This window comes from Nostoc sp. (assembly GCF_036918245.1).
Classification (GTDB): Bacteria; Cyanobacteriota; Cyanobacteriia; order Cyanobacteriales; family Nostocaceae; genus Nostoc.
The window spans coordinates 1-21,394 of record NZ_JBALEF010000033.1 but is presented as its reverse complement, the minus strand read 5'-3'; the positions used below and the strand labels follow the sequence as shown (position 1 = coordinate 21,394).

Genomic DNA, 21,394 nt, shown 5'->3' with positions numbered 1-21,394 from the left:
CAGGAGTGAGCGAGGAAAGCTCCACCAAGGCTTGAGAATAACTCTTCGTGGGGGATTTCCATTTGCATCTCCCAATCTCTGCATATTCTTTGAGTACGGTAAACCGTATTTGCTCGTTAGTTCCCAAAGATTAATTAAATTGTTAAGTTTAATTACATAAATGAAAAAAAAAGGCTGCAAACATTGCTAAATCGGAGAAATTATGAGAAACGCTAGTATCCTTGACGATCAAGACAAGCTGAACAACTTTGTGTCACCCTTAGCAAGTCTTCTCCCTTGGCTCTAGAGTCATCATCCCAAAGGGAGACACCAAGGGCGATAGCGAGTCCGCGAACGTCACAAGCGTCATCAGCGTCACAGCCCATCGTAGACATTGCTTAGATTGGGCGAACATACCAGCATTTTGACCAGTCTTTAATCAAGTTTCTCAAAGTGTTAAGGAAAATGAGAAAAAGGGGAGGCTAGGTAAAACCAATGCCCAATGCCCCATGCTCCATACACAATTTTCAAATTAGTTTTCATTTTAAGGATTGGTAAAATCTATGGCAATTAAAGAACAGCCTAAGTCACCTCGGTTTCGGATCGTTGCTAATATATTACTGGCAGTATCAGGGCTATTCCTGCTCTTAAATTTATTTCTGCCTGGTTTATTTGCTTCTGGCCCTACTGGTGTTCCTTATAGCTTATTTATTCATCAAGTACAGGAAGGGGAAGTCAGCCGCGTTTCCGTTGGTCAAAACCAGATTCTTTACCAACTAAAAACAGAAAATGCCGAATCGCCGTCGGTATTTGCAACTACACCAATCTTTGATTTAGAGTTACCCAAACTTCTAGAAGAAAAGGGAATTGAGTTTGCTGCTACACCGCCACCCAAGAATACTTGGTTTACAACCCTCTTAAGTTGGGTGATTCCACCACTGATTTTTATTGGTATTTGGCAGTTCTTTCTCGCCCGTGGTAGCGGTGGTGGTGGCCCCCAAGGTGTTCTCTCCATTGGTAAGAGCAAGGCTAAGGTTTACGTTGAAGGCGAATCGGCTAAAATCACCTTTACAGATGTGGCTGGAGTCGAAGAAGCAAAAACTGAGTTAGTGGAAATTGTGGATTTCCTTAAGACTCCGGCACGGTTTACGCAAATTGGCGCTAGGATTCCCAAAGGTGTGTTGTTAGTTGGCCCTCCAGGTACTGGTAAGACACTTTTAGCGAAAGCCGTAGCAGGAGAAGCAGGAGTTCCATTTTTCAGCATCTCTGGTTCCGAGTTTGTAGAATTGTTTGTCGGTGTAGGTTCTTCCAGAGTGCGGGATTTGTTTGAACAAGCCAAAAAACAAGCTCCCTGTATTATATTCATTGATGAATTGGATGCGATTGGTAAGTCTCGTAGCAGTAACGGCTTCTACGGTGGTAACGATGAGCGAGAACAAACCCTCAACCAATTACTAACTGAGATGGATGGGTTTGCAGCTGGGGATGCAACAGTAATTGTGCTAGCAGCTACCAACCGCCCGGAAGTACTAGATCCTGCATTGCTGCGTCCAGGCCGCTTTGACCGCCAAGTGTTGGTAGACCGTCCCGATTTATCCGATCGTGAGGCAATTCTCAAGATTCACGCTCAAAAGGTAAAATTAGGAGATGATGTAGATTTAAGAGCGATCGCTACTCGTACCCCCGGTTTTGCTGGCGCAGATTTGGCAAACTTGGTGAACGAAGCTGCATTATTGGCAGCACGCAATCTGCGTGAAAAAGTTGCTCAAGAAGACTTTGCCGAAGCAATTGAGCGGGTAGTCGCCGGTTTAGAGAAGAAAAGTCGCGTGATGAACGAGACTGAGAAAAAGATTGTTGCATACCATGAAGTTGGTCACGCAATGGTGGGGGCGCTCACAACCGGAAACGGTCGTGTAGAAAAGATTTCGATTATTCCTCGTGGGATGGCTGCTTTGGGCTACACTCTGCAATTACCAACTGAAGACCGCTTTTTGATGAATGAAGATGAACTGCGGGGTCAGATTGCAACTCTGTTAGGTGGACGTTCCGCTGAAGAGGTTGTGTTTAATAGTATTACCACAGGTGCTTCCAACGATTTGCAACGAGCAACTGACTTGGCAGAACGGATGGTAACAGCTTATGGTATGAGTAAAGTCTTAGGTCCATTGGCTTATCAACAAGGACAACAAGCAGCATTCCTGGGTAATGGTGCTACTAATCCTCGGCGGGCGGTAAGTGAAGATACATCCAAAGCCATTGATAGCGAAGTCAAGGAAATCGTGGAAACAGCCCACGAACAAGCCGTAGAGATTCTCAGACAGAATCGAGACTTGCTAGAAGCGATCGCTACTCAACTCTTAGAAACAGAGGTCATTGAAGGCGAAAAACTGCACAGTTTGTTGAGTCAAGTGAAACCTGTAACTCATTCGTAATTCGTAATGACGCTCCTACGTCGCTAACGCTGCGCTAACGTAATTCGTAATTAAGAAAGTCAGATTTCATCCACAGAGGTACGCAGAGAATAACTTTGCGTACCTACCCTGCAAGAAGGCGAAGCGCCTATGCGTTAAACCTCTGCGCTACTTTGCGTTTCAGAAATGCCACTCACTGCAATACAAACACCAGCCAGGAAAAACGCCAATCCACCCCCAACCGCACCAACAAAAGGTGTTATCTGTTGCGGTTGAGGAAATATAACGCCAAACAAACTCATAGCTAAAGCGAAGCCACCAAAATACATCCCAATTCCTAATCCCGCCCACTGCTGGGGTACTAGCCCCAAAGCAAAAGGAATTGCCCCGTTGACAATTAAACTAAAGCTAGCGACGATTAACAAAATTATCGGAATTTGTGCGCCCACAGATATCATTATCAATAACGAAGGAATGATTGCACAGATTCCACAAAGCATTGCTTGACGATTACCAATTTTGACAGCGAAGATTCCAGCGGGTATGCTGGCAATTGCGATCGCTATTCCAATCCACACCATCAGCACATCAATATTATCAGTATTCAATTGGGTTTTCAGCACTTTACCCAAGACATCCATGAGAAATCGAATACCCCACGCGACACCGAAACCAGTTCCTAAAATCAACGCCAATTTCTGTAAGGGCAACTTTACTGTTTCTGCTTGGTGTCTATCCACTGGTGCTTCTGGAGGATTGACTAACCGCAACACAGCCGCCGCCCCCAGCATGACAAAAGAACCAATCGCAAAGGTATAAACTGGGCTTAAGTTTAGAATAAACTTGTAGCTTATCGGTCTAAAAGCCCCAATCACACCGCCTGTTAAAGTGACAAAACTTACTGCTAAAGGTAACTGGGCTGGTGTCGAATACATCCCCAATAGGCACATAACTGGAGAACGAAATATTGTCATTGCCAATGCCCAAGCTACCAATACTATAGGTAAGAGCAATCGCATCACGGTAGTAGGCGGGATCAAACTTACAACGCATGGTATGGCAATAAACAAAGCCGATGCAAGAATCATACCTACTGAGATAAAAGGAAACCGAGTTCCTACCCAGCGTCTAGCTTGGTCTGAAAGTCCACCCATCACTGGTTCCAGCACCGCACCCAAGGCATTTTCGACTAGCACCAAACCAACTGCCAATGAGGCAGGAAAACCAAACTGAGTCAGAAGTTGCGGCAAATAGATATTATAAATTAACCACGAGAGGGTAATTGCTCCCTGCACCACTGCCAACACCCAAACTTGCACCCATAAAATATTCAGATGAGATTTCGAGGTAGTCATAAGGAGATGGGGAGTAGGGAGTGGGAATTGGGAATTGGGAATTGGGAATTGGGGAGTGGGGAAAAACTTACTTACTAAAACTTCCCCTCTGCTCCCCTGCTCCCCCGGTTACTGAGCGTAGTCGAAGTATGCTCCCCTGCTTCCCTCATCCACTTAGAGAAAACGGTGTATTTTAATACTCCGGAACTGACGGATCAATTTCTTTACTCCAAGCGGTAATTCCGCCTTTGACATTCGTCCCGACAATCCCGGCTTCCTTGAGGATGGCGAGGGCTTTTGCTGATCGCCCGCCCATCTTACAATGAGCAATTAAACGATGACCGTTTAATATTTCCTTCACTTTAGCAACGCCATTCCCATTTTCAATGTCTGATAAGGGCACCAACACTGAACCCGGAATCTTGGCAATGTCGTACTCATGGGGGTTGCGGACATCCAGCAGTACAAAATCCTTCGCACCGCTATCCAGCAACTCTTTCAAATCCTTGACGGTCATTTCTTGACTTTCCATCTGCTGTTTTGCCTCCTCTGCCTTAGCTTGTGGAATCCCGCAGAATTCTTCGTAGTCTATCAGCTTTTCAATCACTGGGCGAATCGGATTCGGACGCAGCTTTAACTCCCGAAATTTCATATCCAAGGCGTTGTATAGCAGTAATCGCCCACTGAGAGTGTTGCCTTGTCCCAGAATGATTTTAACAGTTTCGGTTGCCTGGATCAAACCAATAATTCCTGGCAAAATTCCCAATACGCCACCTTCTGCACAAGAAGGAACCATTCCTGGTGGTGGTGGTTCTGGAAAAAGGTCACGATAATTCGGGCCACCTTCGTAATTAAATACACTAGCTTGCCCTTCAAAGCGTAAAATTGAACCGTAGACGTTGGGCTTATTCAGCAATACGCAGGCGTCGTTAACTAGATATCTGGTGGGGAAGTTATCAGTACCATCCACTACGATATCGTAAGGTTGAATAAGCTCCAGGGCGTTTTCAGAACTCAGACGGGTTTCGTATAAATCAACCTGACAATAGGGGTTAATCTCGTGAATGCGGTTTTTTGCTGATTCAATCTTGGGTTTACCCACCCAGGATGTACCGTGAATTACTTGGCGTTGCAGATTAGAAGTATCGACAACATCAAAATCGACAATCCCGATGCGTCCAATACCCGCCGCCGCCAAATATAAAAGTAGTGGTGAACCTAATCCACCTGTACCGATACACATTACACTAGCGGCTTTCAGGCGCTTCTGTCCTTCTAGTCCTACTTCCGGTAAAATCAGGTGTCGGGAGTAGCGTTCGTAATCGTCTTTGGTCAACTGGATTTCGTCCAGATTGGGATTGAGCATAGCAGTTATGATGTGGGAAAGCGGAATATTAATCCTATCGAAAAACTGGATCTTATATAGAAATAGGAGTGGGAAAGACGAATTTTCATCTGTGATAGCGGCGAAAACCGCTATAAGTGACTGTCTTTAAACTAAGCCAGTTATTTTATATTTTCAATTTCCTCTGCTTGAAACTGATGAGTATCATCAAGGCTCCAACTTTTGAGTTCTCCAGCTTTGCCGTTTTGGACGGAAACTATTATATACGAGTATCCCTGCCAAGCGTATAGGCGATCGCATTCTGAAGGGATAGCAGGATGATCTGGGTGGGAGTGAAAAATGCCGATAATGTTCAGTGAGCGATCGCGTGCTTCCCTTTGTGTTTTTAGCATAACTTCGGGTGCGATCGTATATTGCCGTCTTTTACTTTCTGTTGTGCGTCCTCCTGGAAACTCAGCAGTCGCTTCTGTATTCCAAGCATTTTCTGTTGGCATGACTTCTACCACAGTTTTGCCCTCATTAGCCAGATAGCCCAAAATTATACCACAGCACTCATCTGGGTAGGTGCTTTCGGCATGGGTGCGGATGGTTTGCAAGTGTTCTGGGCTAAGTTGGATCATGTCTGCGTTTGTAATTTTAGCAACTTCTAACAATTCTTGCTTAATGCGTATGCTAGCAAAAACCGCAGGCGATCGCAGCCTGCAACGCCGAAAAATATGTATTTTTTATCGCTTCCTCAAACATTTGCTTACTGCTTTGTTATTGCCTAAAAAGGAGAAAAATATGAAGAATATACAAAGTTCAGCAAGTAATGTAAAAGGTATGTAAAGATACCCTAAATCATAGACATCTAAGTAGGATATTAACTATGTAGTTATTTTGAGGCTAAAACGTCAAATTTCAGTGAGTTTTTGTCCTCTAAAACAGCATTAACTCAGGGTTGAGAACTTAAAGTTACTGAAAAAATCGATTCAGGTAGGTAAAAGTTATGGCAGATATCATTGGAACCAATGGTAATGATACGCTAGTGGGTAGTAATGGTGCGGATACGATTAAGGGTCTTGCAGGCAGCGACACCCTGACTGGTGGAGGCGGCAAGGATAAATTTGTTTACAACTTGCCTGACTCCTACTATGGTTTCATCACTGATTTCGATGGCATAGGTAAAGGAACAAACCCAACAGCAGGAGTCATTGCTAAAGTCGATACCATCAAATTCCAAGGCGATAGTTTTAAAGCCCAAAATCTGTTGCTGACCCAGAACGGCAACAATCTGGAAATCAACTTTGAAGGTGTCCTTGACTATGGCCTAGTCATCCTGCAAGACTTTGCCCTAGAAAACCTAGATAACCTTAGCTTATCTACAGGAGCCAGTGTAAATTTGGGCAATATCCTATTTGATGGGCAAACTAGCATCACAGACAGCTTTGATGTTTTCAATGCCAACTCCACCCAAAGCACTATTTTCAATAAGAACACAGTCACTTTTCTTAACGACCTCGACAACAATGTTAACGGCTTTGATAACTCAGATGATGTCATCAATGGTCAGGGGGGTGATGACAAAATCAACGGCTTAAGTGGCAACGACTTGTTGCGTGATGGTGCGGGCAATAATACCCTCAACGGTGGCGCAGGTAACGATACCTTGAGTTTTAGGGGTTTTACAGGCAATAACTTACTCTCTGGTGAGGATGATAATGATTATATTTTTCTCTATAATAGCTCCGACATCTTTTCATCCTCCTCAAGCAATAACACCCTAAACGGTGGTCCTGGTGACGATACATTGCGTGCTGACTACCGTGATTATAGCTCATTAGGCGATAACCTGTTATCTGGGGGCGATGGTAATGATTCTCTCCTCATTTCTGCTACCGGGATCTTTTTCCCAGGGGATCGCTCGTATGACAAAAACACCCTCAGCGGTGGTGCAGGTGATGATACCTTGAGTACTAGTGGTTTATCAGGCGATAACCTGTTCTTTGGGGGCGATGGCAATGATTCCCTCAGCACCTTTGGCGCCGAGAATTCCAGAGCCGCCGAGGGTAATAATACCCTCAACGGTGGTAATGGCGATGATACCCTTAATGGTGGTAATGGCATTGGTAATAGCAATGACTATCTCACAGGTGGCGGTGGCAAGGATAAATTTGTTTACAACTTAAGCTACAGCCCTAGTACTATCACTGATTTTGGTGGAGTAGCTAAAGGAACAAATCCTACATCAGCAGTCATTGCCGAAGTGGACACCCTAATATTCCAAGGTGCAGGCTTGACTGCTCAAAATTTGCTGCTGACCCAGAATGGCAACAATCTGGAAATCAGCTTTGTAAGGGTGTTTAATTTCCGCCCAGTCATTCTGCAAAACTTTGCCCTGGAAAACCTGGATAACCTAAGCTTATCTACAGGAACCACTGTAGACTTGGGCAATATCCTATTTGATGGACAAACTAGCATCACCGACAGCTTTGATGTTTTCAATGCCAACTCCACTCAAAGCACTATCTTCAATAAGAACACAGTTACCTTCCTTAACGACCTCGACAACAATGTTAACGGCTTTGACAACTCAGATGATGTCATCAATGGTCAGGGGGGTGATGACAAAATCGACGGCTTAAGTGGCAATGACTTGTTGCGTGGTGGTGTGGGCAATAATACCCTTAACGGTGATACTGGTAACGATACCTTGGATGCTAACTCTTCACCAGGCAATAATCTGCTTTCTGGGGGCGATGGCAATGATTCTCTTAGCGCCTCTGGCTACCAGTACTACGACACCTACAGCAAACAAGACGACGACCTTCGCTCATCTGGTAATAATACCCTCAATGGTGGTGTAGGTAATGATACTTTGAATGCTAGCGGTTCAAAAGGTGATAACCTGCTCTCTGGGGGCGATGGCAATGATTCTCTTAGCGCCTCTGGCTCTAAATCATCAGCGAGTACCTTCTACTACTACTTTTCCGATTCTCGGTCAGAGGGCAATAACACCCTCAACGGTGGCGCTGGTGATGATTACTTGAGTGCTAGTGGTTCATCAGGCGATAACTTGCTTTCTGGAGGCGATGGCAATGATTCTCTTGACGTCTCTGGCTTTTTTGACTCAGTTACTGACTCAAGTAGTGACTCTCTCACCTTAGGCAATAACCTACTCTCTGGGGGCGATGGCAATGATTCCTTCTATGTAAGCAGCCAATCCCCATCATACTATGTAAGCACCCCATCCCCATATCCTCCTGCCGCCTCTGACTTTGTGACTCAAACGGTAGATGGGGGTAAGGGTGACAATTTGTTGTCCGTCGATTATAGCGATGCTGAAGGGGGGATCGTTTCGACTTTTAACGCCACTACTAACATTGGAGAAATTACGGCGGGCACGAGTCGGGTTAACTATAAGTTGATCGAACGATTAAATATCTTAGGTACATATTACGACGATAACATTGTGGGGAACAGTGGGAACGATACGCTCTCCACAGGTACTAGTGGTAAAGATACGATAGATGGGGGGACAGGTGAGGATGTATTGTCTGTCGATTACATATATTATGGTAGCCAGGGAATCACAACGACTTTTAATGCCGCTACTAACATTGGAGAAATTACGGCGGGCACAAATAGCGTTAACTACAAGAATATCGAACGACTAAATATCTCAGGTACAGATTACGATGACTTTATTGTGGGGAACAGTGGGAACGATACGTTTTCCACAGGATATAGTGGCAATGATACCATAGATGGGGGTAAGGGTGACGATGTGTTGTCCGTCAATTACGATTATTATCCTTCAGACGGGATTACTTCGACTTTTGATGCCACCACTAATATTGGATCAATCATTGGATCAATTGCGGGGGACACGAATGGCGTTAGCTACAAGAATATCGAACGATTAAATATCTCAGGTACAGTCTCCGATGACTTAATTGTGGGGAGCAATGGTAACGATACGCTCTATGGGTACGCTGGCAATGATAGCCTCTATGGAGGCAATGGCAACGATACGCTCTATGGTTACTCTGGCAATGATAGCCTTTATGGAGGCAATGGTAATGATACCTTTACTTTCAAATATATTGACAGTATTTTTGATACTATTTATGACTTCAACGCGACTAATGACCTCATTCAATTATCGGTTGATGATTTTGGTTCTGGTGTCGGCTTACCAATAGGTTCACTTAAGCCAAGTCAGTTTACCCTTGGAACATCTGCAACCACAAGCGATCAACGATTCATCTATGACAATATTACAGGTGCACTATATTTTGATCCAGATGGTAGTGCCAGTGCAGTCACTCAGGTAAAATTTGCACAATTTTTGGGTGGTGTGACACTAACTGAAAAGAACTTTGTGGTTGTTTAATCTTAAATTAGCGCTCTAGTACATCACGGCATAAATAAACATACCATTCAAAATGGCGCAAAAGCCCAGAATACAACTCTTTTGACTTTTGACTTTTGACTTCCGCGCAGCGGTACTAGGCATGGAATGGGAGGTACTTAAAACAGTACCTCCCATTCGATTGTTCAATGCAATTAGTGCTAACAGAGAGTATGTGTTGGGTTTTATTCCTCAACTTTTGGCATGGGTGCGGATGGTTTGCAGTATTCTTGGTTAAGTTGGTTTATGTCTGCGTTGATAATTTTTATAACCTATAGCGATTCTTGCACGGATATATATTGGCAGGCGATCGCTCTCGATTGTAGTATAAGTTAACCAAGGCATAGGCTAGCAAAAACCGTAGGCGCTCGCGTACTTTTGTGATCAGCCAAAGGAAAAAATGGATAAAGTCGAGTTAAGTAATCATATTCAAAATCTCTCATCATCTTAATGAATACTTTGTTTTTTGCCTGCGTTTATTTATTACTTCTTAGCTGATGATATAGAAGGTGAAGAGCTTGTTTTTCTATCTGTCGGACTCGTTCACGACTAATACCCATACGCTGACCAATCTGGTCTAGAGAAAGTTTATTTCCATCTGTTAAACCAAAGTGTAAATTTAAGATTTCTTGTTGTTGTCTAGATAAACTTGACAATAAATCTTCAAGTTCTTGATTGAGAGATTGCTCAGTAGTATAGCCATTTTCAGAATATCTATAATCTTCGATTAAATCTTCTAATTTTACATCTTTGACTGAGCCAACTCGAAGATCGAGAGAGATAGTTTGACGAGCCAAAGTTAAATATTCCCGAATCTGACTAGGCTCTAAAGAAAGTGCATGAGCAATTTCCGTAGTGGTAGGAACGCGACCCAGTTTTTGAGATAACTCTCGCTGAACACGCTTAATTTTATTTAACTTCTCATTGATGTGAATCGGTAATCTAATTGCGCGTCCTTGTTGGGCGATCGCTCTGGTAATTCCTTGACGAATCCACCAGTAAACGTAGGTTGAAAATCTGTATCCTAGAGCCGGATTGAATTTCTCAATCCCTCTTTCCAAACCCAAAGTACCTTCTTGAATTAAGTCCATCAGTTCTAAGTTCCGTCTCTGATATTGCTTGGCAATTGACACCACAAGCCGGAGATTAGACGCCATCATTTTCTGCTTGGCTTTTTTCCCTTGATTTAGCTGTTGAAGTAGTTCCTGTTCGCTTAACTGCATCTGGTCAGCCCATTCTGACAGTGTGGGGGTACGATTTAATTCAACAGTCAGTTTTTCGGATTCAGCAAGTATTTTCATCATCTGCTGAACTTGTTGGGCAAAAAAAACTTCTTGCCCCTGGGTTAACAGAGGTATCCGCCCAATTTCTTGAAGATAAGCACGTACTGTATCAGTTGGAGCTTTAGTTGTGTTAATAGCTTTAGTAACTGTAAATGATGTTAAGTTACTCATGTTGAGTTAGCCTCTGTCTATTAATTAGGGTATTTTTTATTCGGGAAAAAGCGCAGATAGTGACTCGACGAGCCATAGATATTTTTATAAAAAAACCAAGTATCAAGTACTAGTTCCAAAAGAGCAATTAATACCCAAATTGCTAAAGAAACAATTACAGGTAGGCTGAGATCGGGAAATTTCCTTTGCAAATCGATAATGCCAAATAACAGCAAAAATACAAGCGAAACTCCTAAAAGAAATGACAACTTTACAATTGCAAGAATGAAACGGCTCATCTCTAGGATGCGATTGTAAAGCCTGGAAAATCTCTCTAGAATTTCTTCCATGTTATTGATGACAAGTAAAATTTGTTGTTGATGCAGATGGGTGGGTAAGGAGCATTTTTGCTGCACTCGCATCAATTCGTGTTCATTCTTGAAATTATCTAAAAGCTTTTCCCAAGGTAGAGCCTGGGAGCTAGTTGACCAGATTGGGAAATCCTTTAAATGCAAGGGAACTAAATAATTAATCAGTGCGATCAGAGTTTCATCAAAATTACTGAGTTCGGGGGGAAGAGACTGAGTTAGACGAATCAGTTGGTCAATCTGAATCTGAAGTGTATAGTAGTCCTCATATCTCCTTTGAGCGATCAACTGACTAGTAAAGGTGAGGAAAACAATTAACACCCCCAATAAAGCAGCTAGAGACTGAGATACAGCAGAAAAGAATTCAATCGCTACCTGTTTAGGTACTGTCAGCCAAGGGGCGTTTTCCCGCATAGCAAAAACCAAGGTGGCAATAAATACAAACCCAACGATCGCTAGCTGATGATGGGTAACAATAGCTATGATTGTCCGCACTAAAGGAGTGTTACTAAGTTTAACCAGGATTTGCAAACCTGGGACTGGTTCACAAATTTGAAGTCGTTGGGCTTTGCGGGTTGACATGATAGAAAACTACAGTTCCTGACTTGTTGACGACAGTACTTATTCCCCACGCTGCAAACTCACATGATTGGCCCCAGACTGAATCAATTTACTCAGATCAGCAACGGCGCTAGCATACTGAGGATCGGCTAATGTCCCCAAAGTTTGGTTTTGCACTAATGCTTTCTGTTGTGCCTCGGTTAATGCCACATTAATATCTGGGGCAATGCCGACATGATTGATATCTCGACCTTTCGGTGTATAGTATTTAGCGATCGTTAGTTTCAGCCCCGAACCATCCTCCAGTGGCTCTACGGCTTGAACTAAACCTTTACCGAAGGTGCGAGTCCCTACTAAGGTGGCGCGATTATCATCTTGCAGCGCTCCCGAAAGAATTTCGCTGGCGCTAGCAGATCCCTTATCAACCAGTATTACTAAGGGTTTGTCGGTGAGAGGATGTCCCGACGCATTGTAGCTTTCTTTAACTTGGTCTCGATTTACCAAAGACACGATCGCCCCTTGCTTCAACCACATACTGGCAATTTGCAAACTCGCATCCAGCAGTCCACCTGGATCGGAACGCAGATCCAAAACGTAGCCCTGCACCTGTTGTTTTTCTAATGCTTGAATTGCGTAATGCATCTGTGCAGGGGCAGTTTGCGTAAACTCTGGCAAACGAATATAACCAATCTTGCCTACTGACGTTGTTTGCGTGTTGTAAGTTACAGGATGGATAGCAATATTGGCGCGGGTAAGTTTGAAAGTTTGCGATTGGCTACCCCGTTGAATCGTGAGTACTACCTTAGTTCCTACTGGACCGAGAATCCGCTTCACCGCATCCTCAATTTTCATCCCCTGAGTTATTTGACCGTTAATTTGGACAATTACATCGTCCGGCAAAATACCCGCTTTAAAAGCAGGGGTTCCTTGAATTGGGGCGACGACGGTTAAGGCTTTAGTTTTTTCATTCTGTGCCAGTTCCAGCCCTACACCACTGAGGTTGCCAGAAATATCGTTATTTAGGGCTTTAAATTCTTGTGGGTCAAAAAACTCCGTGTAGCGATCGCCTAATTTCGCCACCATTTCTTGAATCGCTCCATAAGCCTGTTTCTTGGAACTATAAGAACGGCTAAGATACTGCTGTCGAATTGCTTGCCAATCTTGATGGTTAAAGCTGACATCAACATAATTCTTATCTAGAATTTGCCACACCTCATCCACCAGTTTTTGAGAGCTAGGTTGTGGTTTACCTAGAGCTTTGGAAGTGTAGAGACTAGTTCCTACAATGATTGCGGCTATAACAGCCAGTTCTATCTTGACGAGAAATTTTTGTTTAAACATACTTAAATTATTGAAGAAGAATACAGAATTCAATCAATGAAGGGTTGAATACCCCCAGTCGCAGATAATTGCTTTTGAATTAGAGCAAATTTCAGTACACAACTTAAGTCTCAGAGGCAAGTATAAAGCTTATTTTACTTCTGAATTCTGACTCCTGAATTCTGAATTCTATTTTGATAAAACTACTAGGAATTATCTTGAGATTTTCCTTTGCGGTGGGGATAGGCAGTCTTAAAAATATCCTGAATTTTAGTCTTTTGTTCAGCAGTAAGATTTAGGCTCAACACTGCTTTACGCATTTTTTCGCCTTTTTGTAATTTCGTTGACAATTCCTTTACCTGATCTGGGGTCAGAACTGCCTCAACTTGCTTGCGAATTTCTTCACGCTTTTGAGTGCGTTCTGACGTATTCGATGCCGGAGAGTTTGTCGTAGAAGTATCAGATACCTTTGTGCCAGAATCATTCCCTTGAGACACATCTGGAGATTTAGAACTGCTGCAACCTGTCATTCCTCCAATTAGAATAGTTGCAAATAGCAGGGTTGGTAAAATTATCTGTTTTTTAATCATTTATTTTTCTGGTTTTTTTGTGTGTAATAGAACTGTTCTGACTCAATTTCGGTGAGAAGATGTTAAAAAAGTTGCTGCTTTACTCACACCAGCTAATCTTAGAAGTTGGAATGAGTTTGCACATGAGCTAGAATTCCTAACCTGACCAGTAAAAAAGTACTCAAGTTATTGTGACTTTTTTCCTAATTTAGAAATAATTAATTAGTCGGAACGGCTCTATCAATACTAGAGACAGATTCGTTATATAGAAAGGAGAGTTTTATCTAAACAGCACCTATCTCTCAGCTTCCTGCCTTCTGTACCTATTTCCCTCTAAAATAGTGAAAATACCTATGGTTTTGTTACAAAGACCATTGAGTTGGAACAGTTCTATGGTTAGCTTGACCTACACATCTTTCCGTTTGTTGCTTTACCTAGAGTGGCTGTTATTAGCCACGGCAGTGTTCATGGAAGTTCTGCTGCCGTTTCAGTTGTCCTGGTCTTTGCCGCTAGGAGTTCTAGCGATCGCCACCTTCAGCTTGATGGGTTTGAGACTACCAATGGTGAAGTTGGAAAGAAAATTAATTTATACAGCCCTGGAATTCGGTTTAATTTTGCTGCCAGCAACTCAACATACTTTATCGACTCGCTCCGTTTTCCTGCTGTGTCTGGTACTGGTGATGCGGAGTTGTCTCATATTTAAGCGATCGGGACAGTTGGCTGTCTTGATTTTATCTCTGCTTGCTTATGGAACACTGCTTTTATCAAGACCGATTGTACCTGAGAATTTTCTGCCAGATAAGCTGATCCTCATGTCCTGGGATTGGCGATTAAGTAATATATTATTGTTTAGCTTAACCTTAGTATTCGCTTTATTGTTAATTAATGCCCTGCTTGCAGAACGCCAAAGTCGAGAGCAATTAGAAATTGCCCATCAGCAATTAGAGATCACCAATCAACAACTGTGCCAGTATGCGCTAAGGATTGAAGATCAGGCAACCTTGCAAGAACGCAACCGAATTGCCCGCGAAATTCATGATGGGTTGGGACACACTCTCGCCGCCCAAACCATTCAGATTAATAATACTCTGTTGTTTTGGCAATCAAATAATGATAAAGCATTGACATTTCTCAAACAGGCAAAAGAACTAGGGGCTGAGGCGCTGCTAGAAATTCGGCGATCGCTTTCAGTTTTGCGTTCAAATCCTTTGCAAGGGCAATCTCTCAAATCATCCATTGAAAAGCTGCTAACAGATTTTCAGCAAACCACAGGTATTGAACCATCCTGTAAAATTGATCTCTCGTACACTTTACCAACAGAAGTAAACACAGCCCTTTACCGCATTGTGCAAGAATCGCTGACAAATATTTGCAAACATGCTCAGGCGACAAGTGTCACCGTAAAACTTCTGGCTCACGCTGGGATGATTCATCTGTCAATCGAAGATAATGGAAAAGGTTTTAACCCCACTCAAAATACAACTGGGTTTGGATTACAAGGGATGCGAGAACGGACGGTTGCACTGGGCGGCCAGTTGAATCTCCACAGTCAACTAGGAACAGGCTGCTGTATTTCTGTTTCTTTGCCACTCTCAAAGCTGTTGGTGTTTTAGCTTATGATTCAGATTTTATTAGTTGACGATCAGCATCTTATTCGCCAGGGACTTAAGAGTATGCTTGAGTCGAATGCAGAGATGCAAGTAATCGGTGAGGCAGAAAATGGGCAACGGGCACTCGAGGTGATTGCTGCACTGCAACCCGATATTGTGCTAATGGATATCCGAATGCCCGTAATGGATGGAGTTGCCACCACAAAAGCGATCGCTCAACTATATCCTGACATTAAGGTTCTCGTCCTCACCACCTTCGATGATGATGAGTATGTTTTCCAGGCGATGCGGCTGGGTGCAAAGGGCTATTTGCTCAAGGACACCGAACCAGATGAATTAATGTTGGCAATTCGATCTGTCTACAAGGGACAAACCCTACTCGGCCCGGGATTGTTTGAGAAAGCACTCACGCCGATTGCCCCACCTATCCAGTCTGTGCAACCCCCTCCAGAATTAGCGCAACTCACAGCCAGAGAATTAGATGTATTGCGGTTAATTGCTTGTGGAGCCAATAACCGGGAAATTGCCGAATCGCTTTTTCTTTCAGAAAATACTGTTAAAAATTATGTTACCAACATTCTGAGTCGGTTGAGTTTACGCGATCGCACTCAAGCCGCTTTGTTTGCCCATTCGTTGTTTAGTGGACTTAAGTAGAGTCTACTTGGGCAAGGGATATATCGTTCACTAGAAATACAAATAGCTGGGAAACGCAATCGAGAAGGCGTTATATCATCTCCCCTTGATTTCTTATTAAACCTGAAGAACCTCACCCCTTAATCCCCTCCCCGATGCTTTGGGGCTACGGTGTATACACAAGTCAAATTACCCCCCTTAATCCCCCCTTATTAAGGGGGGAAACAAGAAAATCTGGTTCCCTCCCCTTTATAAGGGGAGGGTTAGGGTGGGGTAAAACCTTGGTTAATCAGCTATTTCAGACTTGTGTGTACACCGTAGCCGATGCTTTAGCGGGGTGGGGTTCAAATTTTGTGATTTATACAAGAAGTCTATTGCACATTGTGTATTAATGCACAACAACTGAATATAGATATTTTGACATCCCCTTTCAGGGATAATTCTTGTTATACAGCAGCCTACAGGGAGAACTTAATATGACATCTCCAGAAACGGTTATATGGCTACAAAAACGCACGAGTTTAGGAATTCTCTCACCTGAAGTATTAAATGCGATCGCTCAAGTAATTGAAGAACAAGTAGTGAGTGCCGAAACTGACTTAGTTAGTGAAGGCAATTCTCCAGAAGCCCTTTATATTCTTGTAGAAGGTCAACTTGAAAGCAATACCACCAATCAAAGCAACCCAGCTTTAGCTTGTGGATTTCTCCCAGGCGCAGTGATTGAACTCAAAGAATTGCTGTTGGATGAATTAACTCCATTCACAATTACGACAGTAACCGAATGTCACTTCTGGGTTGTACCTGCTGTTAAATTTCGGGAATTAGCCACCCAATACCCCGAAATTGCTCAGGCTTTTTCGCGTCAATTGGCTCAAGAATTAGCTCAAGCCACATCTGCACTTGGCTATGAACAAGAACGTTCTATTGCCTTGCGGCCATATTTAGTCACCAAAGCGCAACGCGGAATTGTCGGTACAAGTCGCTATGCTGTGCGGCTGCGGGAGCAAATTCGAGAAGCGGCGGCTGACCGCAAATCAGTGGATATTTTCGGAGAACCAGGGTTAGAAAAAGACAATATAGCAGCCCTGATCCACTTTGGTTCTGCCAAACGGCGAGAACCAATTATTAAAGTAAATTGTGGTATTCTCCAAACTAGCGGTGCAGATTTATTTGGTCGCGCTGGCGGCAAACCAGGACTGTTGGAATGGTTGGGGGAAGGTACTCTAGTTTTCAACAACATCCAAGAGTTGCCCGAAGAATTATTACCTGCGGTGACGCAGTTGCTCAAAACTGGTACATATACCCCCGTCAGTCGTTCTGGAGATTCAGCCGCCCAACCTCGTCCCAGTCAAGCCAGAATTCTGATTGTTTCAGAAAAAACTCAGCCGACAATTGAACGCTGTATTGGTCACATTATTAAAGTACCACCGCTACGGGTGCGGAAAGCTGATATTCAGACACAAGTTGAATATTATACCAGTCTTTACACTCGCTCTAGAGGCGTTTCTAAACCGCACCTTACCCCAGAAGCTTTGCGTCGCCTCCAGTCTTATGATTTTCCTGGCAATCTCAAGGAATTGAAAAATCTGGTAGAAAGAGCGATTGTGCAAGCTGAAGGTGCGAATGAATTAACAGAAGAAATTTTCTGGCCAGCCGAAACTAAGAAAAAACGATTTCGCGTAAATCTGTTAAATGCCTCTCCTCGTTTGCGGCGGTTTTTACGTAGTGACTGGTGGCCCGATCGCATTAATTATGGTTTTACTGCAACGGCTTTTGCAATTATTGTTGCAGTATTATTTATTGGACCGCAAACCCGCGATCGCAATTTCGTCTTAAATCTATTTTGGGCTTGGTGGTGGCCTTTCTTCTTATTTCTCTTTCCCTTTTTGGGTCGTATCTGGTGTTCTGTTTGTCCCTTCATGATTTACGGGGAAATTACCCAAAAGCTCTCTTTATGGCTGTGGCCTCGAAAACTCAAGCGCTGGCCAAGAGAACAAGCTGAGAAATGGGGCGGATGGTTCATGTTTGGGTTATTTACCCTAATTTTCTTATGGGAAGAACTTTGGCATTTAGAAAATACTGCTTACCTCAGCGCTTGTTTGCTGCTATTAATTACTGCTGGGGCGATGATTTTCTCGGCTCTTTTTGAACGGCGGTTTTGGTGTCGTTATCTCTGTCCCATCGGCGGGATGAATGGTTTATTTGCCAAACTCTCAATGACGGAACTCCGGGCACAGCAAGGGATATGTTCTGCCAGTTGCACCACGTATCAGTGTTATAAAGGTGGGCCGCAAAAAGGCGAAGGGCTGGAAACTAATGGATGTCCTTTATACTCACACCCAGCCCAATTAGAAGATAACCGAGATTGCGTACTGTGCATGACTTGCCTCAAAGCCTGTCCCCATCGTTCCGTTGAATTCAACTTGCGTCCCCCTGGTATTGAACTGTGGACAACTCATGTACCCCGCAGCTATGAAGTAGCATTATTGTTTTTGCTGTTGGGTGGTATATATCTACACCGCTTACCAGAGTTGCAATCTTGGTTGGGGCTGCAACTGGATTTAACTGAGTTTTGGCAGCACTTGGGATTATCGCTGCTAGTGTTAATTATTCCAGTGGCTCTTACCTTGGGGGCTTATGGCTTGATCCAAGTGTTCAATTTTAACCATAAGCCTCGATCGTTTGTAGAACTCGCCTATGGCTACTTACCATTAGTGTTGGGGGGAAACTTGGCTCACTATCTACGTTTGGGCTTAGGCGAAGGCGGGCGGATTTTACCTGTTACCTTTGCTACTCTTGGTTTGAGTGGGGAACAATTGCCAATCTTGGTTGCTCACCCGGCTGTGATTGCCTTTTTGCAAGGTACAACGATAATCTTCTCCGTCTTACTGACTATTTTTTTAACGCAAAAAATTGCCAAGCAATCAGTGGGTACACCAAAGGGGTTAGCGAAGCTATCGCTGCTTTGGCAACACCTAGCAGCGATCGCTTTGGGAGTTAGTATGTGGGCAATTATCGTCTTTTGAGCATTACATCTTCCACCAGGCGGTTTTTAATCGCCTGGGCTAGGTGCAAAATGTGAGTAAAGAACATTCTTCCCTACGAACGTGATAGAAAATACTTGTATGATTTATGATTTTTGACTCATAGTGTAAGGATTACAGATAATGCACGTTCTAAAAAGATCCATCAAACCAGCAACTTATATATCATTCCTCCACATTTACCAAACCACTTGGGGGACTGCTGGTGATATTTGTTTAATCCGTGAATCTGTAGCTAATGATAGTACAGCGAAGTTTATCGGGCACAAAATACAACTAGTAGTTCCAAAAGGACTGGAGCGCGATCGCATCGCCAACTGTCCAATAATTAAAGTTGCAGGTAATGTTGGCGACGGACATCCCAAAGAACACCCCTTGGAATGGGAGGCTTATGAAGGTGTAAATGAAGAAATAGCTTTAGCAGCTCTCAAACCTTGGGGCTTCAAGTTAATTGAACTCTAATGTGGCAATCTGACAAGCTCAACTCGCTTTCGTTCTTCTGAAACTATTTTTCCCCTAGCGCCATCAGACATTGGCTCAAATGGAAAAATTCATTTAATAGACATAGGAGTGAAATTAATTATGCGTTGCCCGAAATCCTTGGTAGGCATAATTCATAAATTGTATCTACGGCATTTTCACTCCTATGTCTAATGTACCAAACCAGGTTTCTAAATCCGCGATCGCCTGAAAATCCAACAATGCTTCACCGAGATTTTCTAATTGTTCTAAAGAAAGAGTTTCAATACGGTCTAGCACTTCTTGGGGTAATTCTCCCACCCGTCGAGTCAGCAGACGGAGAATCAGCAATTGTCCTTCTGCCTTTCGTCCTTCTTCCCGTCCACGTTGTTCGCCGCGTTGTTCGCCACGTTGTTCGCCTTCTGCGAGAATTTCTTGATAAATTACTGACTCGCGCATCATACCCTCCCGAAATAATTGTCGAATCAAGTCTTGATTGTATTTTAACCCCGCTAAGATTTGGGTATACGCGGAAATTTCTGGTCGTTGTCTTGGCTCAAGTTGATTGACTTTGACCACAACTTGTTGCAACAAAGCTTGGGGTTGCGTGGTTGCGGCCAGTGGTGCTAATGGTAACAAAGCTGGGTCATTGAGGAATAGTTCAGGATTTTCTTCCCATAAGCGAATCACGCGATATTCATGACGGGTAGTTTCGACACAGAAAACAGTTTCAATTACTGTTTCTGCTGCGGGGGGAAGCAGTAATACGACAACTTGCGTTATTGGTAGACGATACAAACGATACAAGCGTACCCAATAATCTAGCATCCGCAGGGGTAGGGGTGGCGTAGATTCAAGTTTGGTTTGAAATTCCAGATGGAGAATGCGTCCTTGTAATTGTAAGAATGTGACATAATCAGCGCGAATTGGTTCGATACTCAATTCAGTTTTGAGGACTTTGACGGAAGTTTGCGGTGTTCCTAATACCCAACTGGCAAAGGTAGCAGGATGTTTTTCGGACAGGAGTTTGCAGAGGTTATCAAAGGACATTGACGATCGCTAACAATTGAACGAGGTATTGTTATTATCTTGTGCAGTGGTTTGAGTAGGCGATGTCTACGATGGTCACTGACTTGTACTGAGCGCAGTCGAAGTAGCTTTGCCGAAGTGCGGGCTATTCGGCGTCGCACCATCGCTCAAGCAAGCTCATTATTATACTCTGGCCGTATCTTTTTAAATTCCTGTAGTATTTACATTAATATTCCATTTCTGGCTAGGTTGAGTTATCAGACGGTAAAAAGATAACTGTAGCGGTTCCTGATTTACTAGTAAAAAACCTAACTCCCTTCTCTTTCCCTACCAAGGAAAGGGCAGAAACAGCCTTTATTACTAAAGAAATTACGAATTATACAAATGCATCTACACATAATTAAAAAGCGATCGTCGCCCTTTTTCCTTTTTACCTTTATCCTGCTGTTGACTCTCCTCCTTGCCCTGCCTGGGGTAAGCACGAAAGTGCTTGGGATAAACAGGAATAATACGCTTGTGGTAAGCGCGAAAGAACAGCCTAAGCTCAAACCAGAAGCATGGCAGATTAACGGTATCGTTGTTGCCCTTGGTGATGGATATGACGGAGTAAAGAAGTCTGCACTAGATAAATTAGTTAAATATGATCTAAAAGATTTAAAATCTCTGGGAAAGAAACTAGAGGATATTGCTCAGAAAGCTGCCGAAATCCTCAAGGATAAAACCGTTGAATCTACTGTTCGTTCCAGTGCAGCATCGGCATTGGCAAATCTGGGGGAGGCTGCCAAACCCTACGTCAAAAACATCCTCGACTTCCTCAAGGATAAAACCGTTGAATCTACTGTTCGTTCCAGTGCAGCATCGGCATTGGCAAATCTGGGGGAGGCTGCCAAACCCTACGTCAAAGAC

Annotated in this window: 16 protein-coding genes and 1 pseudogene; 8 read left to right on the top strand and 9 right to left on the bottom strand. The window is 43.4% G+C overall.

Going from position 1 to position 21,394, the window contains the following annotated elements; all coding sequences use genetic code 11:
- Positions 1-212 precede the first annotated feature (212 nt).
- Positions 213-374: a hypothetical protein gene (locus V7L12_RS07300; protein ID WP_335083437.1), complete on the bottom strand. Its 162-nt coding sequence runs from the start codon at positions 372-374 to the stop codon at positions 213-215.
- Between the two features lie 168 nt (positions 375-542).
- On the opposite strand from V7L12_RS07300, the gene ftsH4 reads away from it, so the two are divergent.
- Positions 543-2,411 (top strand): ATP-dependent zinc metalloprotease FtsH4, encoded by a 1,869-nt coding sequence (ftsH4, locus tag V7L12_RS07295; RefSeq protein WP_335083435.1) that lies wholly within the window; start codon positions 543-545, stop codon positions 2,409-2,411.
- A 134-nt stretch (positions 2,412-2,545) separates the two neighbouring features.
- Here ftsH4 and V7L12_RS07290 read toward each other — a convergent pair whose 3' ends face one another.
- The 3 genes from V7L12_RS07290 to V7L12_RS07280 form a co-directional block, all read right to left on the bottom strand.
- A complete protein-coding gene (locus tag V7L12_RS07290) occupies positions 2,546-3,745 on the bottom strand; it encodes an MFS transporter (RefSeq protein ID WP_335083433.1) in 1,200 nt (399 codons plus the stop codon).
- 172 nt (positions 3,746-3,917) lie between these two features.
- Complete coding sequence (gene moeB, locus V7L12_RS07285) at positions 3,918-5,090, bottom strand: molybdopterin-synthase adenylyltransferase MoeB (RefSeq protein ID WP_335083431.1); 1,173 nt, start codon at positions 5,088-5,090, stop codon at positions 3,918-3,920.
- 140 nt (positions 5,091-5,230) lie between these two features.
- On the bottom strand, positions 5,231-5,689 hold the full coding sequence (locus tag V7L12_RS07280) for a M67 family metallopeptidase (protein WP_335083429.1): 459 nt from the start codon (positions 5,687-5,689) through the stop codon (positions 5,231-5,233).
- Here V7L12_RS07280 and V7L12_RS07275 point away from each other — a divergent pair.
- Together V7L12_RS07275 and V7L12_RS07270 are read left to right on the top strand one after the other, a co-directional pair.
- Positions 5,688-5,897, top strand: a complete 210-nt coding sequence (locus V7L12_RS07275) for a hypothetical protein (RefSeq protein WP_335083427.1) — start codon at positions 5,688-5,690, stop codon at positions 5,895-5,897. The genes V7L12_RS07280 and V7L12_RS07275 overlap by 2 nt on opposite strands.
- Positions 5,898-6,057: 160 nt before the next feature.
- The gene (locus V7L12_RS07270) at positions 6,058-9,444 is read left to right on the top strand and encodes a beta strand repeat-containing protein (protein ID WP_335083425.1); all 3,387 of its coding nucleotides are present in this window, start codon (positions 6,058-6,060) and stop codon (positions 9,442-9,444) included.
- A gap of 494 nt (positions 9,445-9,938) precedes the next feature.
- Here the strand turns inward: V7L12_RS07270 and V7L12_RS07265 are convergent, their stop codons facing one another.
- From V7L12_RS07265 to V7L12_RS07250, 4 genes are all read right to left on the bottom strand, one after another.
- Entirely contained in the window at positions 9,939-10,916 is a 978-nt protein-coding gene (locus tag V7L12_RS07265; RefSeq protein ID WP_335083423.1) for an RNA polymerase sigma factor, RpoD/SigA family, read from the bottom strand.
- Between the two features lie 20 nt (positions 10,917-10,936).
- The gene (locus V7L12_RS07260; RefSeq protein WP_335083421.1) at positions 10,937-11,845 is read right to left on the bottom strand and encodes a hypothetical protein; all 909 of its coding nucleotides are present in this window, start codon (positions 11,843-11,845) and stop codon (positions 10,937-10,939) included.
- A 39-nt stretch (positions 11,846-11,884) separates the two neighbouring features.
- The gene (locus tag V7L12_RS07255; RefSeq protein WP_335083419.1) at positions 11,885-13,165 is read right to left on the bottom strand and encodes a S41 family peptidase; all 1,281 of its coding nucleotides are present in this window, start codon (positions 13,163-13,165) and stop codon (positions 11,885-11,887) included.
- Positions 13,166-13,350: 185 nt separating this feature from the next.
- Positions 13,351-13,734 carry a hypothetical protein gene (locus tag V7L12_RS07250; RefSeq protein WP_335083417.1) on the bottom strand — a complete coding sequence of 128 codons (384 nt, stop codon included), beginning with the start codon at positions 13,732-13,734 and terminating at the stop codon, positions 13,351-13,353.
- A gap of 371 nt (positions 13,735-14,105) precedes the next feature.
- On the opposite strand from V7L12_RS07250, the gene V7L12_RS07245 reads away from it, so the two are divergent.
- The 4 genes from V7L12_RS07245 to V7L12_RS07230 all read left to right on the top strand — a co-directional run bounded on the left by V7L12_RS07245 (position 14,106) and on the right by V7L12_RS07230 (position 19,462).
- Positions 14,106-15,326: a sensor histidine kinase gene (locus tag V7L12_RS07245; protein ID WP_335083414.1), complete on the top strand. Its 1,221-nt coding sequence runs from the start codon at positions 14,106-14,108 to the stop codon at positions 15,324-15,326.
- Between the two features lie 3 nt (positions 15,327-15,329).
- Positions 15,330-15,977: a response regulator transcription factor gene (locus V7L12_RS07240; RefSeq protein ID WP_335083412.1), complete on the top strand. Its 648-nt coding sequence runs from the start codon at positions 15,330-15,332 to the stop codon at positions 15,975-15,977.
- 455 nt (positions 15,978-16,432) lie between these two features.
- Positions 16,433-18,982, top strand: coding sequence for a sigma 54-interacting transcriptional regulator (locus V7L12_RS07235; protein ID WP_335083410.1), 2,550 nt, complete (start codon positions 16,433-16,435; stop codon positions 18,980-18,982).
- 141 nt (positions 18,983-19,123) lie between these two features.
- On the top strand, positions 19,124-19,462 hold the full coding sequence (locus V7L12_RS07230) for a hypothetical protein (protein WP_334817518.1): 339 nt from the start codon (positions 19,124-19,126) through the stop codon (positions 19,460-19,462).
- Between the two features lie 165 nt (positions 19,463-19,627).
- Here V7L12_RS07230 and V7L12_RS07225 read toward each other — a convergent pair whose 3' ends face one another.
- Positions 19,628-20,509: an Rpn family recombination-promoting nuclease/putative transposase gene (locus V7L12_RS07225; protein ID WP_335083408.1), complete on the bottom strand. Its 882-nt coding sequence runs from the start codon at positions 20,507-20,509 to the stop codon at positions 19,628-19,630.
- 495 nt (positions 20,510-21,004) lie between these two features.
- Here V7L12_RS07225 and V7L12_RS07220 point away from each other — a divergent pair.
- Positions 21,005-21,394: pseudogene (locus tag V7L12_RS07220) on the top strand (HEAT repeat domain-containing protein); the annotation flags it as partial.

What these genes read in the sequence shown, in the direction of transcription:
- V7L12_RS07235 (WP_335083410.1), top strand. Translation starts at nt 16,433, where the DNA reads ATGACATCTCCAGAAACGGTTATATGGCTACAAAAACGCACGAGTTTA.
- V7L12_RS07260 (WP_335083421.1), bottom strand. Translation starts at nt 11,845, where the DNA reads ATGTCAACCCGCAAAGCCCAACGACTTCAAATTTGTGAACCAGTCCCA.
- V7L12_RS07230 (WP_334817518.1), top strand. Translation starts at nt 19,124, where the DNA reads ATGCACGTTCTAAAAAGATCCATCAAACCAGCAACTTATATATCATTC.
- V7L12_RS07255 (WP_335083419.1), bottom strand. Translation starts at nt 13,165, where the DNA reads ATGTTTAAACAAAAATTTCTCGTCAAGATAGAACTGGCTGTTATAGCC.
- V7L12_RS07280 (WP_335083429.1), bottom strand. Translation starts at nt 5,689, where the DNA reads ATGATCCAACTTAGCCCAGAACACTTGCAAACCATCCGCACCCATGCC.
- V7L12_RS07250 (WP_335083417.1), bottom strand. Translation starts at nt 13,734, where the DNA reads ATGATTAAAAAACAGATAATTTTACCAACCCTGCTATTTGCAACTATT.
- V7L12_RS07270 (WP_335083425.1), top strand. Translation starts at nt 6,058, where the DNA reads ATGGCAGATATCATTGGAACCAATGGTAATGATACGCTAGTGGGTAGT.
- V7L12_RS07275 (WP_335083427.1), top strand. Translation starts at nt 5,688, where the DNA reads ATGTCTGCGTTTGTAATTTTAGCAACTTCTAACAATTCTTGCTTAATG.
- ftsH4 (WP_335083435.1), top strand. Translation starts at nt 543, where the DNA reads ATGGCAATTAAAGAACAGCCTAAGTCACCTCGGTTTCGGATCGTTGCT.
- V7L12_RS07290 (WP_335083433.1), bottom strand. Translation starts at nt 3,745, where the DNA reads ATGACTACCTCGAAATCTCATCTGAATATTTTATGGGTGCAAGTTTGG.
- V7L12_RS07265 (WP_335083423.1), bottom strand. Translation starts at nt 10,916, where the DNA reads ATGAGTAACTTAACATCATTTACAGTTACTAAAGCTATTAACACAACT.
- V7L12_RS07240 (WP_335083412.1), top strand. Translation starts at nt 15,330, where the DNA reads ATGATTCAGATTTTATTAGTTGACGATCAGCATCTTATTCGCCAGGGA.
- moeB (WP_335083431.1), bottom strand. Translation starts at nt 5,090, where the DNA reads ATGCTCAATCCCAATCTGGACGAAATCCAGTTGACCAAAGACGATTAC.
- V7L12_RS07245 (WP_335083414.1), top strand. Translation starts at nt 14,106, where the DNA reads ATGGTTAGCTTGACCTACACATCTTTCCGTTTGTTGCTTTACCTAGAG.
- V7L12_RS07300 (WP_335083437.1), bottom strand. Translation starts at nt 374, where the DNA reads ATGTCTACGATGGGCTGTGACGCTGATGACGCTTGTGACGTTCGCGGA.
- V7L12_RS07225 (WP_335083408.1), bottom strand. Translation starts at nt 20,509, where the DNA reads ATGTCCTTTGATAACCTCTGCAAACTCCTGTCCGAAAAACATCCTGCT.